Origin of the sequence: Flavobacterium sp. KMS (assembly GCF_000813005.1) — a bacterium.
Lineage (GTDB): Bacteria > Bacteroidota > Bacteroidia > Flavobacteriales > Flavobacteriaceae > Flavobacterium.
Window position 1 is genome coordinate 60,493 of the sequence record NZ_JSYP01000002.1, and the last position, 16,508, is coordinate 77,000.

15 protein-coding genes are annotated in these 16,508 nt (G+C 30.0%); 3 read left to right on the forward strand and 12 right to left on the reverse strand.

The window, feature by feature from the left end:
• Positions 1-51: 51 nt before the first annotated feature.
• Positions 52-792, forward strand: a complete 741-nt coding sequence (gene lptB, locus OA93_RS02920; protein WP_039111666.1) for an LPS export ABC transporter ATP-binding protein — start codon at positions 52-54, stop codon at positions 790-792.
• A gap of 126 nt (positions 793-918) precedes the next feature.
• On the opposite strand, the gene OA93_RS02925 is transcribed toward lptB, so the two are convergent.
• Positions 919-1,776 (reverse strand): glycoside hydrolase family 25 protein, encoded by an 858-nt coding sequence (locus OA93_RS02925; RefSeq protein WP_039111667.1) that lies wholly within the window; start codon positions 1,774-1,776, stop codon positions 919-921.
• Positions 1,777-1,788: 12 nt separating this feature from the next.
• Complete coding sequence (locus tag OA93_RS02930) at positions 1,789-2,505, reverse strand: CDP-alcohol phosphatidyltransferase family protein (RefSeq protein ID WP_039111668.1); 717 nt, start codon at positions 2,503-2,505, stop codon at positions 1,789-1,791.
• Between the two features lie 273 nt (positions 2,506-2,778).
• Between OA93_RS02930 and OA93_RS02935 the strand changes: the two genes are divergently transcribed.
• On the forward strand, positions 2,779-3,765 hold the full coding sequence (locus OA93_RS02935; protein ID WP_039111670.1) for a PorV/PorQ family protein: 987 nt from the start codon (positions 2,779-2,781) through the stop codon (positions 3,763-3,765).
• Positions 3,766-3,813: 48 nt separating this feature from the next.
• The gene (locus tag OA93_RS02940) at positions 3,814-4,953 is read left to right on the forward strand and encodes a DUF4105 domain-containing protein (RefSeq protein ID WP_039111671.1); all 1,140 of its coding nucleotides are present in this window, start codon (positions 3,814-3,816) and stop codon (positions 4,951-4,953) included.
• Here the strand turns inward: OA93_RS02940 and OA93_RS02945 are convergent, their stop codons facing one another.
• The 10 genes from OA93_RS02945 to OA93_RS02990 all read right to left on the reverse strand — a co-directional run bounded on the left by OA93_RS02945 (position 4,954) and on the right by OA93_RS02990 (position 16,458).
• Positions 4,954-6,348, reverse strand: coding sequence for a sugar transferase (locus OA93_RS02945; RefSeq protein WP_039111672.1), 1,395 nt, complete (start codon positions 6,346-6,348; stop codon positions 4,954-4,956).
• 81 nt (positions 6,349-6,429) lie between these two features.
• Positions 6,430-7,797 (reverse strand): O-antigen ligase family protein, encoded by a 1,368-nt coding sequence (locus OA93_RS02950; protein ID WP_039111673.1) that lies wholly within the window; start codon positions 7,795-7,797, stop codon positions 6,430-6,432.
• A 28-nt stretch (positions 7,798-7,825) separates the two neighbouring features.
• Positions 7,826-8,896 carry a glycosyltransferase gene (locus tag OA93_RS02955; RefSeq protein ID WP_039111674.1) on the reverse strand — a complete coding sequence of 357 codons (1,071 nt, stop codon included), beginning with the start codon at positions 8,894-8,896 and terminating at the stop codon, positions 7,826-7,828.
• A complete protein-coding gene (locus tag OA93_RS02960; protein WP_039111675.1) occupies positions 8,893-10,011 on the reverse strand; it encodes a glycosyltransferase in 1,119 nt (372 codons plus the stop codon). Before OA93_RS02960 ends, OA93_RS02955 begins: the two co-directional genes overlap by 4 nt.
• A complete protein-coding gene (locus tag OA93_RS02965) occupies positions 10,011-10,565 on the reverse strand; it encodes a serine acetyltransferase (protein ID WP_039111905.1) in 555 nt (184 codons plus the stop codon). The genes OA93_RS02960 and OA93_RS02965 overlap by 1 nt, the downstream gene beginning before the upstream one ends.
• 5 nt (positions 10,566-10,570) lie before the next feature.
• The gene (locus tag OA93_RS02970) at positions 10,571-11,380 is read right to left on the reverse strand and encodes a class I SAM-dependent methyltransferase (RefSeq protein WP_039111676.1); all 810 of its coding nucleotides are present in this window, start codon (positions 11,378-11,380) and stop codon (positions 10,571-10,573) included.
• Positions 11,377-12,378, reverse strand: coding sequence for a glycosyltransferase family 2 protein (locus tag OA93_RS02975; protein ID WP_039111677.1), 1,002 nt, complete (start codon positions 12,376-12,378; stop codon positions 11,377-11,379). Before OA93_RS02975 ends, OA93_RS02970 begins: the two co-directional genes overlap by 4 nt.
• Positions 12,375-13,916, reverse strand: coding sequence for a glycosyltransferase family A protein (locus OA93_RS02980; protein ID WP_039111678.1), 1,542 nt, complete (start codon positions 13,914-13,916; stop codon positions 12,375-12,377). The genes OA93_RS02975 and OA93_RS02980 overlap by 4 nt, the downstream gene beginning before the upstream one ends.
• On the reverse strand, positions 13,913-15,067 hold the full coding sequence (locus OA93_RS02985; protein ID WP_240474651.1) for a glycosyltransferase family 4 protein: 1,155 nt from the start codon (positions 15,065-15,067) through the stop codon (positions 13,913-13,915). The genes OA93_RS02980 and OA93_RS02985 overlap by 4 nt, the downstream gene beginning before the upstream one ends.
• On the reverse strand, positions 15,064-16,458 hold the full coding sequence (locus tag OA93_RS02990; RefSeq protein ID WP_165572085.1) for a phosphoethanolamine transferase: 1,395 nt from the start codon (positions 16,456-16,458) through the stop codon (positions 15,064-15,066). Before OA93_RS02990 ends, OA93_RS02985 begins: the two co-directional genes overlap by 4 nt.
• Between the last annotated feature and the right edge of the window lie 50 nt (positions 16,459-16,508).

Sequence of the window (16,508 nt, forward strand, 5' to 3'; positions counted from 1 at the left end):
TAATTTGTACCGAATAAACGATTCGAACGTTTAAACGATTAAACTTAAAAAATGAAATTAAGAGCCGATAATTTAATCAAAACTTACAAAGGCCGTAGTGTAGTAAAAGGTATTTCTGTTGAGGTAAACCAAGGAGAAATAGTTGGTCTTTTAGGTCCAAATGGAGCAGGTAAAACCACTTCATTTTACATGATTGTAGGATTGGTAAAACCAAATTCGGGCAATATTTATCTTGATGATTTAAATATTACCGATTTCCCTATGTACAAAAGAGCTCAACACGGAATTGGATATTTAGCTCAAGAAGCATCTGTTTTTAGAAAACTAAGCATCGAAGACAATATCTTAAGCGTATTACAACTAACCACTTTATCTAAAGCGGAGCAGGAAGCCAAAATGGAAAGTTTAATCGAAGAATTTAGCTTGGAGCATATTCGTACCAACCGAGGAGATTTACTTTCGGGAGGTGAGCGCCGTCGTACCGAAATTGCACGTGCTCTTGCTACCGACCCTAAGTTTATTTTACTAGATGAACCTTTTGCAGGAGTTGACCCTGTTGCAGTAGAAGACATCCAACGAATCGTAGCGCAATTAAAAAATAAAAATATCGGAATCTTAATTACCGACCACAACGTACAAGAAACTCTTGCTATTACTGATAAAACATATCTTATGTTTGAAGGAGGAATCCTAAAAGCTGGTGTACCTGAAGAATTGGTAGAAGACGAAATGGTGCGTCGTGTATATCTAGGTCAGAATTTTGAACTTCGTAAAAAGAAACTGGAATTCTAAAAAGAGTATTCAGTCGCAGCTTTAAGTATTCAGTCGCAGTACTCAGTTTTTTTTGGAACTGAGTACTGCGACTTTTTTTACTGCGACTGTAAACTGCGACTGTAAACTGCGACTATAAACTAAAACTTAATCGACTGTTATAAATTGTAATTGCTGTAAATCGCCGTTATAGATATTCACATCGACAGTATGCTTTATTCCTGGCATTGTTGCTTTCTCTGTAAATTGCCAAAACAACCAATCATCCTCAATCTTTTCTCGATAAAAATTATAATTGGCTATCCAAAAAAGATAATCACTAAATTCTTCTTTCAGGAAATCATCATAATATCTTTCTCCGCTGTATATAATTGGTCGTACTTTATAATGTTCTTCTACTTTATTCAACCATCTTTTTAATCCTTTTTTCAAACTATCTAAAGACTGGTTTTTAGGTAACTTTTCAATATCCAAAACAGGAGGCAAATCACCTTTATGTAATTTAACCGTTTTAATAAAAAGATTGGCTTGCTCTATCGAGTTTTCGTTCGGACGATAATAATGGTATGCTCCACGGATAATCTTTTGCTCTTTGGCCCCTAGCCAATTATTCAAAAATTGATTATCAACACGATCATTTCCAGCAGTAGCACGTATAAAAACAAATGAGATTGGGAATTTCTGCTCCAGACTATCTACTTTACTCCAACGAATTTTTCCTTGAAATTCGGATACATCCAAACCAATTGCCATTCCTTGGTGATTAGCCAAAACCTGGTAATTCCTAACATCCGAAAGACGTTTATCTTCGGCTTCTTTTTCTGAAACTTTATCTGTTTTAAAACTAAAGTAATACGCTAAACCATTTCGGTAATGATAAACGACTCCTAGAAAAAGAGCAATTAAAACCGAAAAAACAATGAAACGAAAAAACTTCCCTATAGAACTGGTTGATTTAGATTTCCGATTTGAGGTCTGTTTTCTTTTGGTAACTTTTCTTTTCATTCAATAAAAAAACTACTTTTTCAGAAACTTATTGTTTATAACTGACAATATTATATAAGTAATGATTACCAATGGAATCCCTAGATATTGAAAGAAAACCAATAGCAAAACCGACAATGATAAAAAACCAACTTGTAGTCCATTATCTTTTAAATTGAATTTTTTAAATTTTAATGAAAATAAAGGAATTTCGGCATTCAGGATATAAGCACTAAATAATGCTATCACTAACAAAATCCATTGGTTTGTTAAGATTTCAAGAATCATTAACGAATCTGAATATTTTAAAACCAAGGGTAAACTCAAAATAAACAATGCGTTTGCAGGCGTTGGTAATCCAATAAATGAATCCGTTTGGCGCGTATCTATATTAAAATTTGCCAAACGATAACAAGAACCCAGAGTTACAATGAATCCTAAAAATGGAGTAAACTCAGAACCTATTATGTTGTGTGCACTTGAACTACTAACAAATAAACTATACATTACATAACCTGGTACTACACCACTAGTTACCATATCTGCCAATGAATCTAACTGTAAACCTAATGGACTGGATACTTTAAATAATCGAGCAAAAAAACCATCGAAAAAATCAAAAAAGATTCCTAAACAAACAAAATAGAAAGCCATTTCATAATCTAATTTAGAAACAAAGACAACAGCTATGCATCCACAAAAAAGATTGATTAATGTAATAGCATTAGGTACATGTTTTTTAATATTCATTGCAAATAAAATTTAAGTATGATAAGCAACAAATTTACTATAATAACTGAATGGAATGTACGTTTTTATTAGAGTTTTTTACACAAAAGTTAGACTTTAGCATTATTTACAAAAAGGAATAAATAAGCTCAGTAAAAAATTATATTTTTGGTAAAAATTAAACAGACTTCGGTTTATAAAAATTAGCTCTTGAAGAAAATTTTATTGTTTTTACTATTTTGTGTTCACACAGCAAATTACTGCCAAACGGTTCGTAAATACTCTAACGAGTTTATGAACATTGGTGTCGATGCTGCAGCTCTTGCCATGTCGAGTGCAGTGGTTGCATCTACGACAGATGTAAACTCAGTTTACTGGAATCCAGCAGGGTTAACCAATCTTCAAGACCATCAAGTTGCTTTGATGCATGCTAATTATTTTGCCAATATCGCACAATATGATTATATTGGCTACGCAAGTCCGATAGATGACCGAAGTGCTTGGGGAATTTCATTAATTCGTTTTGGAGTAGATGACATTTTAGATACTACAGAATTAATAGACAATCAAGGAAATATTGATTACAATCGAATCAGTCTTTTCTCGACTGCTGATTATGGCTTTACGTTTTCGTATGCTAGAAAATTACCCGTTCCTGGATTTCAATATGGTGTTAATGCCAAGGTCATCCGACGTATTATTGGTAAATTTGCTAATTCTTGGGGCTTTGGATTTGATTTAGGATTACAATTTGAGAAAAATGACTGGCGTTTTGGTTTGATGGTGCGTGATATTACAACCACTTATAATGTTTGGAATATAGATGAGAAGGAATACAAAAAAATCTCTGATGCCATTCCGGGAGAAAATCAGGAGTTACCCGAAAGTACAGAAATTACGTTACCTAAAGCGCAATTAGGTATTGCCAAGAAATTTATAATCAGATATGATTATAGTGTTTTAGTAGCTACAAATATGAATATGCGTTTTGAAAGAACGAAAGATATAATCTCTAGTAATGTGGTAAGTATTGATCCTGCATTAGGATTAGAGTTTGGATATACCGATTTAGTTTTCTTGAGAGCTGGAGTAGGAAATTTTCAGAACGTAACACAATTAGATAATTCTGAGAAAGTAGGTTTTCAACCTAATATCGGTCTCGGTTTTAAATATAAAGGTATCCAGGTTGATTATGCTTTAACAGATTTAGGAAATCAAAGCGTTGCTTTATATTCTAATATTTTCTCGCTTAAAGTAGACTTAGGTCTCTTTAGAAAATAAATAATTGCATACCGAAGAAACATTGATAATTCATTTAAAAAAATATCTATGAAAACATATTCATCAAAAAAAATATTCTTACTACTATTGTTTTTTGTGTTTATCAACAACAGTTTTGGACAAAGCATTTTATTATCCAAAGATTCTAAAGTTAGCGTTTTAACTTGCGGAACCGGAAATGAACCTTATTCTCTTTTTGGCCACACAGCTATTAGAATAAAGGATTCTATTAACGCTCTTGATATAGTATATAATTATGGTACTTTCGATTTCAGAACTCCTAATTTTGTTGCTAAATTCACAAAAGGTGACTTACAATATTACGCTACAGCAAATTCCTATCTCGATTTTATTAATGAATACAACTATACAAAACGTAGTGTTTACGAACAAGAATTAAATATTTCTGATAATCTTAAACAAAAACTATTTGATAATTTAAACACAACGCTACTTTCTGAAGATAGATTTTACACCTATAAATTTATTGACAAAAATTGTACTTCTATGGTTGTTGATATCATCAATAAATCTTTAAACGGTACTGTAATTACAAAAAAAGGAGATACTGATAAAACATACAGAACTATACTATACCCTTATTTTGACGGACACTTTTATGAAAAACTAGGTATCAGTATTATTTTTGGAAAGAAAGTAGATGAACTTGGAACAAAAATATTCTTGCCTTTTGAATTAAAAAACAGTCTAGACAAAACAAGTTTTCAAAATCATCCTTTAGTAAAAGAGAATAAAACAATTCTATCTTTTGATAAAGAACCAACTCATTCTTGGTGGAACAACTGGTATACTTACATTATTATACTGGCATTTATCATCTTTATAAGTAAAAGAAGTATTGATAAAGCCTATCTTTTAATAATGGGTTTGTTAGGGGTGTTTTTTGTTTTTATAGGTTTTTATTCCTTACACAAGGAACTAGAATTCAACTATAACATTTTGTTGTTTAGCCCTTTTTTACTTATTCTTTTGATTTTTAATCTTATGAAAAACAAAAAATGGACTTATAGATTATCACTTATCCATATCATTTTACTAATTGTATATGGATTGTTTATGATTAATAAAGCTTCATTCCTGATTGTTTTACCTCTAATTATAACTAGTGGAGTTGTGCTTGTGCGTGTGGCAATTAAGAATAAAAAACCAATTCCTATTATTATATAATTATTGTCCTCTGTAAAATAAAACTGTAGTAATGGTTTTAAAAGTAATACTTAGATCCAGAAAAATACTTCTGTGTTTTATGTAATACAAGTCATATTGTAGTTTTATTAAACTTTCTTCTATCGATTCTCCGTAAGAATAATTTACTTGTGCCCAACCAGTAAGTCCTGGCTTAATAATGTGTCTTGTTTCATAAAATGGCATAACCTGAGCAATTTCTTTTACAAAAAAAGGACGTTCTGGTCTAGGACCAATAACTGCCATATCTCCTTTTATAACATTAATGAATTGCGGTAATTCATCTATTCTGGATTTACGCATCATCTTCCCAAAAGGTGTAACCCGTACATCATTTGCAGCCGCAAAAGCAACTCCTTTAGATTCAGAGTTTTTTACCATTGTACGGAATTTATATATTTTAAAAACCGCTCCATCTTTTCCTATTCTGTCCTGGGTATAGAAAAGACTGCCTCGATTACCGATACAATTTCCTATAACTATAAATGGTATTAAAATAATCCCAATTAATAATCCGAACAAAGAAAAAACGAATTCAAAAAAACGTACTACCAACAAATATAACTTGTTACTATTACTACGACTAAAAGGAAAAAAACGATAAAAATCCCTTGCTATATATTGCACCGGAATACGTTGTGTTTTGCTCTCGTATACTTGAGTATATTCTCTAATTATTTTACCAGACTCTAGTAAATGTAATAATTGCTGGTATAAATCGGCAGTAATACCGTCTGTCTTTTGCGAGGCTATAACAATCTCAGAAACATTATTATTTGTTACAAATTCTTCTAACTCATTCTTTTGAATTTCTTTTACATAATGATATTCAGAAGGGTTATTATTTAAAGAATCTGAATTTACAAATCCAATTATTTTATAATGAGGATCTACATTTTCTAATCCCAATACCAATTCTTCTACTTGATCTTGATCACAGATTAAAACTACATTTTGAAAAAAACGATGTGACGCGAGAAAATAAACATAAAATAAGCGCCAAAATAGAATGGCAAAAAGTACCGCAAAGTAAAAGATGACTATTGATATTCTCTGTTTAGGTAATTCTGGTGATAAAATTGGAGTTAACAAATACACTAAAACTGTTGTCGAAACTGCAATAACTGTACTTTTAATAATTTGAAATTGATTACTGGCTACTTGCAGGTTATACATTTCAAAAATAGATCCAAAAAGGTTAAAATATATCACCAATACTAATACTCCATAATAATTAGTACTTGTAATATTAAAATAACGATAATCAAATATCTGGCTTAATAAATATAATGTAGCTAAGATAAAAAAAGAATCAAAAAACCTAAGAATGACTTTACGTTCTGATATTTCAAAATGAATCTTATTTTTTTGTGGCATTTTGGTTATAGTGGTTAAGTTGCATAATTAAATTTGGGGAAATTTAAAATTATGGAAGCAAATGTATCATAAAATTAGTAATCAATCATTATTAATATCAATAGTATTTTCATTTGTATTATTACCTGATTTAACTTTAATTATGTTAATCAAAGTTAGTGCATATACAAAAGCGGGAGCAGCTGTTCGCATAGCAGCATGATTAATTGTTAAGAACCAAAAAACATAAAATGATAGAAAGTATAAATTCCCTTTATTGGTATAATACACAACAAAAGGCATTATAAAAAGTATCAAAAGCCCTGATATCCCGAACAGACCATGCTCGCTCAACATACGTGTTATTTCGTTATGTGAAGCTACCTCTACTCCAAAAACCTTTTTCCTATACTCTTTACCAGCCCCAGCCCCAATTCCTAATATTGGATTATCAAAAAAAACTTTAAGTTCGATATCTATAATAACTTCTCTTCCTCCTAATTTATCTTTTTTTATTCTTCCCGCTGCATCTTGATTAGCATAACGTTTACCAATTAATCCTGAAGTCTGTACAGAGCTATATGTCCAAATTCCTAAACCCATAACAATTGTAATGATAAACACCAAAGCCAGTTTTCCTTTTACTTTGGCACTAGAATAGCAATACAACACTAATAATAATAAAGCAATCATAACAACTCCTGTGATAACTCCTCCTCTCGAGAAAGTTACTATGGCTCTATAACTAATAACTAATAACAGTATTCCGTTTAGAATCAGTAGTTTTTTTGATTTGGAAAAAAGAATCAATTGTGTAAAAAACACAAACATCCCTAATCCCAAAACTGTGGAAACCTGATTAGGTCCAAATCCTCCGGAAGTTTCAAAATTAGATTGCGTACCTGTAACAACACTCTGTACACTAGGATTATATAAAAACAAATACGCGGTTGTTGTTAGTATTGGTAATCCCATTGCTAAAACTATATTTTGCAACTCAGGAAAAGAGATTTTTCGATTAAAAGTATATATAGCACAAATCCCCAAACATAAGGCTCCTGATAAATTAAAAACCAAAACTTTTTTTATATCTGTCGAAAAATCATCTGAAATCGAGGTTACTAAAACACCAGGAACCAGCAATAATATAAAAAGACCATATACTAATGCATTAGTAGAAAAACTACTATACAGCATTCCTATAAATATAAAAAAGATGACACTCAGTTTAATATATTCATTATTTAGATTCCCTCCTGTCATTCTTAAAAACACCTCAACACCAACCATATATGCAGCAACTAAGAGTACTTCATTATTTCTGTTTTTTGTTTTCAGAACAAAAAGCAATCCAACAATTGGAATAATAAGCGCATAAATTTTAGACAAAAAAGGCATCAAAAAAACAACCAATGCAATTACCAGATGCATTAAAATTAAGTAAGTATAAGACAAATATTTTGTTTTCATTTTTAGAATAATCTATTATCTAAGTCAATTATTGAACCATCCAAGATAAATACTGACTTATTATATAATCTCCACTATAGAATTTTTCAATTTTATTTTTCAATTTAAGACTCAATTCTTCTCTATATTTTTCATCTCTAATCAGCTTTTCTATTGCATCTACAAATTCATTTAGATTATTAGACTCAACTATTACCCCATCAGTTCCTGAAATAATCACTTTTGAAATTTCACCAACATCAGTTGCTACAACAGCCAAATTATATAATCCGTATTCTAGAATTGCCAAAGGCAAACCTTCTGATCTTGATGTCAAAATCCCTATGTCGCACTGTTTTAATGAAGAAGAAATAGTATTAGTAGATCCGTAAAAAAAAACTTGTTCTTTTAGGTTGAGATGTTCAATACTATGTTTTATTTCCTTTGAATAGTCATCCTCAAAATCTTTTCCAAATAAATGAAAAGTCCACTCTGGATAATTCTTCTTTATTATTCTTGCAACATCAATAAGCAGTTTATGATTCTTTTGCGGTCTTAAATTGGCTACACAAATGATTCTTTTTCCTTCTATACCTTTTAAAGCTAAATCTTCATCCTCCCTCGATGAACTCTCAATAAAATTTGATAAATATATTACATTCGAACATAATAAATATGATCGTGCCCATTCCTTTAAAGCTGAATTTACTGACACAATACCAGTAAAAAAAAAGGAACCAAACTTTAAGCTCCAATTTTTTCTTTGAGATAAATCTTGAGAAATACCATAATGATCATGCCAAATTATTTTAATTTTAGGCAACGTTAACTTTAACAACATAGCTATAAAGAAAGAAGAACTATGAGCATGAATAATAGTTACACTATTCTTTACAACATAATTCCTCAGTAAAAAAATAGCTTTAAAATCTATCACTAACCTTTTATTTAAAAAAAGATAAGAAACGGCAGGGGCAATCTGTCTCAAAAGAAGTCCTTCTTTACGAGTCGCAATCAAACCTGAAAATTCAATTTTTTCGGCAAGTTTGTTTGCATAATTTACTGCCATACGTTCTGCACCACCAGTTTCAAGCGAATCAATAATTTGTAAAATTCTCATGGTTGCAATAACTTTTTAATTTCAGTTTCAAAGACATCTGTAGTGAATTTTTGAGACCATTCTGATCCTTTTTCACTTTTATCTACAAAGCCCATTTTATCTTTCAAGATTATTTCCAACTGAAGTAAATCATCTAGTAAATTCATTTTAAGTAAAACTCCTCGATTACCATAATCTAACATAAAAGGAACACATGAAACCGATGTTGCTACAGGAATACATCCCCAAAACATCCCCTCAGCAATAGCTTTTGGCCACCCCTCACTTTTAGATGGTAAAATTACGAATCCACTATTCTGATATGCTGATTTAATTATTTGCTGATCTTGATTTCCATGCAAAAAGACATAATTTTTCAAATCATTTTCCAAAATATATTTTTCCAAAATAATTCGTTCAACACCTTCTCCATAAAGACTTAATGATACATCATAACCTTTTTTATATAAACCTTCAACTAATTGAATCGCATATAAAGGATTTTTTCCCGAAACTAAAGTACCTACAAAAACGAAATCCATTTGTTTCTTCGTCTCTAATGCTTTAAAATTCACCTTCTCCTTTTCAGCATATGTAGCAGTAAAAAAATGTTTTATATTTTTAGTACTTCCCTCCCATTCTCCATAAACTAAAACCTGCATATTCCTAGTTAGAAATGTATTACTTAAAATCCATTTTTGTAATTTATAACTTAATGGTTGCTTTGCTTGAAGATCCCAATTACCTGCATATTTTGCTGTTTTCTGTTTATTCGGAAAAAACATCTGAACCAGACAGCCTAATAAACCAATATTACCTGGACAACGCAAGTGAATATGATCAACTGTCTTCATTGCTTTAAACAAAACAATCACATTATAAATACTATAAAAAACAGACAGAAAAGCGTTTTTAAGAGTATTTAAATTTGAATCAATTAATTTAAAATTCTTAGTAAAATCAAATGGGATTTTTGATATTAAAAGCCCACGGTCATTTTCCCATACAGGACAACAAAAAAATAGTTCATCACTAAATTTTCTCAAAATAGTTAATTCGTTTACATAAGGTCCATAAGCATAACTGTACTTATCCTTATAAATCAATGGTGCATTTGAAACAATTAGTAATTTCATTAAATATATCCTTCTGAGCCTCTATCAGAGATTATTACTGCTGGCACTCCTGAGACAACTACATTATCAGGAAAAGAATCTTTTACCATTGAACAGGCTCCAATTAAAACACTATTTCCTATATTAATTTTACCTGCAATAATTGCATTAGCACCTATATATACCTCATCTCCTAAAACAGGTGTCCCTCTTTTTTCATCAATACCAGAAACGCCGATGGTGACTCCTTGTGATATGTTACAATTATTTCCAATTATACTATTTGAATTTACAATTATTCCTCCAAAATGTCCTACATAAAAGGAATGTCCAATTTTTGCTGAATATGGGATTGAAATTCCTGTGATTATTTCAATCCATTTTTGCCATAATAAAGCCAAAAGCAATAAGGGAAACCTGAAAATTTTCCATTTAATTCTGATATGAATATAATGTGCTACCCTATATTGAAAAGTCGCCCAAAAACCTTGCGTAAAAAATACGATACCAAAAAAATTACCTCCGTATTTTTGATATTTATTGTAATCTGATTTTATGAGTTGAAATAAATTCATTGGAATTATATTTTTTTCTTCATCAACATCGTAACATGCATACAACTAAATAAAACTGAGTCTGAAGTTGTTGAATTATCCCAGTCTTCTTTGTGCCATTTTTGCCCAATTGTTTTCTTTTTTTCATCTGAAATTGGTAACATATTGATCAATACAATCCATTTAGATTTCCCTAAAACCCCTCTTCTTTCGATTATATTAAAAGAGTTTTGAAATTTATAAAAAACTTTTCTTGTGAATGGCCATTCCCAAGCAGCATCAGATTGAAATGGTCTATATAATGTTCTCAATATTTTTATTGGCAAACTTGTTTCAAGCGGATCATAACTTATAATTTCTCCTCCTGAACTTAATTTTTCATTTAACCTATCAATTAAAATTGTGGTGTTTTCAAAATGATGTAAAACTCCATAAGCATAAATCAAATCAAAATTATCAGTCGCAAATTCATCGGAAAGAAAGTCAACTGTTTTGGCTCCGGCATTAGGAAATTGCTGAAGTTTTTCGTTTAGCTTCTCAATAGCAACATCACTTAAATCAATTCCTAAATACTCTTTTGCATTTTCGGCTAAATGCATCGACCAATAATTACCCGAAAAACAACCTAAATCTAAAACCTTTTTATCAGACAAGTGTCCAAACCATTGTTTGTGTAAAACATAAGCCTGATCCTGAACACCAACATTTTTTTTAATTTTATTTAAAATCCCATTTCTAAATTTTGACCATAGCCTAGTGGCAGAATTCTTTTTCTTGGTATTATAAAATTCTTTTTGTTTTATGTTAATCTCTAAAATTGTATGTTTTGATTTCATTTTTCTAATTTAGGTTTATTCAATAATAGACTCCACCAGCCAATCGTTCTTCCAATTGCTTCTGTCAAAGCTTCTTTTTTCTTATTAGAAGTAAAAACATTACTAAATCTAATTATCGCAAGTAAAACAGTGATTACATGCCATTTAAAACTTTCTTTAAATGTTGGACTTGGGTTTTTAACCCGCCAAACATACCATCCATTTCTCACAACCATTTTACCATATTGATATTGATTTGGTCTTCCGGACGGAGCATGAAAATGTGATAATTGAACATTTGTATTCATAACATTTTTCCCAAACCGTAAAGCTCTCAAACTAAAATCGGCATCTTCATATAAACCATAACCTTCAAAATATCTTGAAAATATAATTTTATCTAAAATAATTTTTCGAAACGCCATTGACATCCCAATTAGTAAATCAACTTCATATGTTTTTCCTGTAATCGGAAATCCTGAAGTTCTTCCATGAGAGAAATTCGGCATTTTTCCTGAATCTAAATTAGATGCAAGTCCAAGGTAATTACGAGCAATATTTCGTAAACCTTCTTTATAAAAATAGCCTTCAAACAAATAATATTTCTTTTTATTATAAGAAACATTCATTTCTTGAGGTTTCCATTTAGACTCATTAATTGCAACTCCACCAACCCCAATAACTTCAGGTCTTATCTGAAATGTTTTTATAATTTCTACAAAATACTTTGGTTCAAGAACTGTATCGTCATCAAGAAAACAAACAACATCAATAGTATTGTCTACTTTTGATATCCCAAAGTTTCTTTGTTTTGTTAATCCTCGATCTTCTTTAGAAACTAAAAAGTATTTTAAATTTTTAAATTGATTTTCCTCTAAAACATTTTTTGTAGCATTATCTAAAGAACCATCAACAATTAAAATCTCATCAGGATAAGGAATTTGTTCCTGAACCGATTGTAACAAATTCAACAGCGATTCAGCTCGCATATAAGTACAAATAATTAAAGAGAAATTCATGATTTATCTATTATTCTATTAGCCCAATATAAACTCTGTTTCCATTGTTCCTTAAAGTTGAAAAAATATTTTAATGGATTTTTGACATTTTGAATCTTATAGTATTTAAAAAACAAAATAGTTTTAAAGCCATTAATTTGCTCTAAATTGTAATTGTTCAGTTTTAAAAACATAATTGTAGGTGAGGGTTTTGGCTGTATAGATTCTCCATCCCAAGCAAAAGTTGGTTTTATCCTAAACCCACCCATTGGAGCTTTAAGATGTAGTATCGAGATTTCAGGAAAATACAACACATCTGCGCCTTTATTGCGCAGCTGCAAACCAAAATCAGTATCTTCTCCATAACCAAATTCTAAGCTTTTGCTAAAACTCACTTCCTCTAGCAATTCTGACTTTAAAAAACTATTACCTGAACCAAAGTTCCCAGATTGGCTAATTATCTTATTTACTAATTTCTCGTTAGGCTGTAAATATGATGCTGACAAAACTAAAATCCCATATTGTTCAATACTATTAAATACATTTTCTATTAAATTAATATCAAATCGATTATCATCATCATTCAGAAATACCCACTCACTTTCTACCTGATTAAGAGCAACATTTCGGGCATTGCAAGCTCCTGCCTGATGTGTAAAAGTATGCTTAATAACAAATGGCCAGTCTTCTGAGGTTAAATACTCTAACTCTGAAACACTTCCTTTTAAAGGATTTTGCTCTACAATTATTACATTTTTAGGTAAATGTGTTTGTTGGGATAAATCCTTTAGAACATCATACAAATATTCTTTTCTTCCAATAGTTGGGATAATAACATCAATAGTTCCTGTATTAATTACCTTTAATGAAGAAGTAACTTTGATAGGATCTAGATTAATGCTATTATTATTTCTGTTCTTAAAAGTTATGCTATATAGAAAAGCTAATAGAGGAAATTTAAATTCATAAATTATTAAATTCAGGAATAACAAAAATATCCATCTGGTTCTATAATGCTGTTTCACAAATCTGAAAAGAACCAGATTAGAAGACTTTGAGGTCAAATGAATTTCGTTTTCCAGCAATAATTTTGGCTCTGAATAGCATAATAATCCTAAGGGCATACATACCTTAGCTATTGAATTCAAATAATAATTAAAATTAGAATCTAGTTTTATTTTTTTGTTAATCTCCAAAAGCACCGTAGAATGAACCACTCCTACTAAACTACTCATTTGCCAAGTTGGATAGCTTACATCTTTATTAATTTTAATAAAAGGAGATTCATCAATGTAGCCAATTTTTCGACCTAAAAAATCAACTTCATTTGGACTATAAGACATCATCAATTTATTATGATGAAAAAAATTAGCTATAAATTCTAAATTAAGATACTGTGCATAATTCTGATTGCACCAAACTATTTTTGAAAGCGGAAATTGAAAAGCCAACTCCAATAAACCTAATGCAATAGTATTTTTTCTATTAAAAGGCAAAGCCTCATTTCTTTCCGAAACAACACTTGTAATTTTATTATTTAAATGATATACTACTATCAAGATTTAAAAATTAATGTTTTATAAAACTCAATATTATCTTTCGCTACTTTATCGATATCAAAAAACTTTTTGACTCTAGTTCTTGCATTTTTTCCCATTTCACTTCCTAGGCTGGTATCCTCCAAAAGTTGTACAATTCTAGATGCAAATAAATCATGATTCATTGGACTGACCAGAAAACCGCTTTCACCATCAATAATCATTTCATTCGCCCAACCAATATCTGATGCAACAATAAGCCTTTGCATAGCCATGGCTTCTAACCAAGATACAGGAAGTGCTTCTGCAAAAGAAGGAAATACGCAAACCATTGCCTCTTCAATTTTTATTTTTATTTCTGAATAAGGTACACTTCCTAAATAATCTACATTCTTTTTAGCATCTTCTGAAAATAGTTCTTGCATCATTTGCCAGGTAGAAGAATTTCCAGAAATAATATCTGGGACGTCTTTACCTATTAAAATCAATTTAGCATTAGGACTATTTTCTATTACTTTATTAAAAATCAATGGCAGTTCTAGAAGACCTTTTTTACGAATTAAACTCCCAAAATACAATATGGTTTTCTCTTTCCGAGAATTCTCATTATTGATTTGAAATAAATTAGTTTCGATAGGATTTGGAATAATTGTAAATTCTTTATTTAAACCAAAAATTTCATTTGTTTTATCTGCAGTAAACTGACTTACAGATAATAATTTATCCGCATTTTGTAATGCTCTTTTTTCATGAAACTTATTTATCCATTTTACAGGTCGATTATCTAAATGGCAAAAATATGCATCAGATCCATGTAATCGTATTACAATCGGACAATTATCAGGCATAATAAATGAAGTAATACCTGTCCAATCTGCTGCTTCTACTAAATCAATTTCTTTATTCTTATATAAATTATTAATTATTTTTTCTAACTTTTTTCTCGTCAAAAACCATGATAATCCTTTTAACTTCACATTTTTTATTTGCTGAATAAAAATTCCATTATCATCAAAAGTTGCATCTTCCTTCTGACCATATACAAGCACCCTAACAGAAACATCTTGTTCTAAAAGCCCTATTGCTAAATTTTTAATACTGGTACCAATACCTCCCGAATTACCTGTTTTAGGATGTGGGTATTCTGGAGTCAAAAAAGCAATATGCATCATTTTGAATTAAATTTCATGGCATTACCATTAACATATACATATCTTTCTTTATAAACTGAATAAGTTGAATCGGCTATGCTTTGATTCTTCTTAAAATCTGTGTATTTGATGCTAGCCAAATCCGCTAATGTATAAAACAAATCATTATTTGTTGTAAGATATTTTTTGTGTTTTTTTAAATTATCAAACTTTTCTGCATTCTCTTCAATATATTTTGATGAGCCCCATATAAAAAGAGGAATATGTGTCTCCTTTTCTGTAGGATTTTGAGAACCATATCCAAAAAGAGCTTGACTATCATCGAATAAGTTACAGCCATGATCTGCTGTAAACATGAATACGGAAGACTTATTCTCTTTTTGGACTAGATTTATAATCTTACCTAAAACAAAATCTTGCAGTCTTATCATATTATCATAATTATTGATAAATATAGGCGCGTTCTCAATTGTGACTGGATAGTTCTCTTTAGAATTATTCGGTTTGTATAAATTGAAATTTTCAGGTATTTTACCATGACCACCAATCATATTGATAACAATTAACCTTTTTTTAGATTCTTTTTTATTCAATACTTCATTAAAAACAGGAATAATGTCTAAATCAGTACTCTTTTTTCTATACAACTCAAACAACTTGTCAGCTTCGTCTTTATTATTTATATAATCAAAAATATTTTGATTAGAAATCCAAACCGTTTCATATCCTGCTTCTTTAAATAATGAAACAATAGTTTTTTCTGAATATGCAATTTCTGGTTTTTGAGGGGTTGCTTGTGTAATTAAAAGGGGGATTGAAGCTACCGTAGAATTCCCATTTGAGTAATGTCTATCAAATGAAATTAAATTACTTAGGTTATCTAAATTCGTGCTTGTAGATCGTTTATATCCATTTATACCCCAATTGCTATACCTGATTCTTTCTCCAATAACCAAAACAACTAATTCAGGTTTTCCTACTTCCTTTTTATTTATAACTCCAAAACTAAATGCTTTTTTTTCTTTATTATATTTACCAAATTTGTTCATTATTATTCCAAATTCATAAACTCGATAATACAAACTCAAAGGATGCTCCTTTAAAAAATGCTGTCTTAAAGTAATATTCATTAAATTTTTTCCTGAATAATAGGCCGATGAATTATATACTTTCAGATACGATAAAGCAAAAGAAATTAATAAACAGAAAATCGCTATAAAATTACAATATGGTATTCGTTTATATTTAAAACCTCTAAATTTTAATAAAATAAATACATAAACAACTACAAGTATAATAGGTAATAATATGTAAACATAGAAGCCATTTATAAATTCTTCCATTTCAGAAGATGAAGTATAAAACAAAGCTTTTATATTATCTACTGTCGTATAGTTTCCTAAAATAATCACATTAATCACCTCTATGCAAGATGATAACAGATAAAAAAAACCAAGAATAA

What these genes read in the sequence shown, in the direction of transcription:
- OA93_RS02960 (WP_039111675.1), bottom strand. Translation starts at nt 10,011, where the DNA reads ATGAAATTACTAATTGTTTCAAATGCACCATTGATTTATAAGGATAAG.
- lptB (WP_039111666.1), top strand. Translation starts at nt 52, where the DNA reads ATGAAATTAAGAGCCGATAATTTAATCAAAACTTACAAAGGCCGTAGT.
- OA93_RS02955 (WP_039111674.1), bottom strand. Translation starts at nt 8,896, where the DNA reads ATGAGAATTTTACAAATTATTGATTCGCTTGAAACTGGTGGTGCAGAA.
- OA93_RS02950 (WP_039111673.1), bottom strand. Translation starts at nt 7,797, where the DNA reads ATGAAAACAAAATATTTGTCTTATACTTACTTAATTTTAATGCATCTG.
- OA93_RS02935 (WP_039111670.1), top strand. Translation starts at nt 2,779, where the DNA reads ATGAACATTGGTGTCGATGCTGCAGCTCTTGCCATGTCGAGTGCAGTG.
- OA93_RS02965 (WP_039111905.1), bottom strand. Translation starts at nt 10,565, where the DNA reads ATGAATTTATTTCAACTCATAAAATCAGATTACAATAAATATCAAAAA.
- OA93_RS02925 (WP_039111667.1), bottom strand. Translation starts at nt 1,776, where the DNA reads ATGAAAAGAAAAGTTACCAAAAGAAAACAGACCTCAAATCGGAAATCT.
- OA93_RS02985 (WP_240474651.1), bottom strand. Translation starts at nt 15,067, where the DNA reads ATGATGCATATTGCTTTTTTGACTCCAGAATACCCACATCCTAAAACA.
- OA93_RS02940 (WP_039111671.1), top strand. Translation starts at nt 3,814, where the DNA reads ATGAAAACATATTCATCAAAAAAAATATTCTTACTACTATTGTTTTTT.
- OA93_RS02930 (WP_039111668.1), bottom strand. Translation starts at nt 2,505, where the DNA reads ATGAATATTAAAAAACATGTACCTAATGCTATTACATTAATCAATCTT.
- OA93_RS02945 (WP_039111672.1), bottom strand. Translation starts at nt 6,348, where the DNA reads ATGCCACAAAAAAATAAGATTCATTTTGAAATATCAGAACGTAAAGTC.
- OA93_RS02975 (WP_039111677.1), bottom strand. Translation starts at nt 12,378, where the DNA reads ATGAATTTCTCTTTAATTATTTGTACTTATATGCGAGCTGAATCGCTG.
- OA93_RS02970 (WP_039111676.1), bottom strand. Translation starts at nt 11,380, where the DNA reads ATGAAATCAAAACATACAATTTTAGAGATTAACATAAAACAAAAAGAA.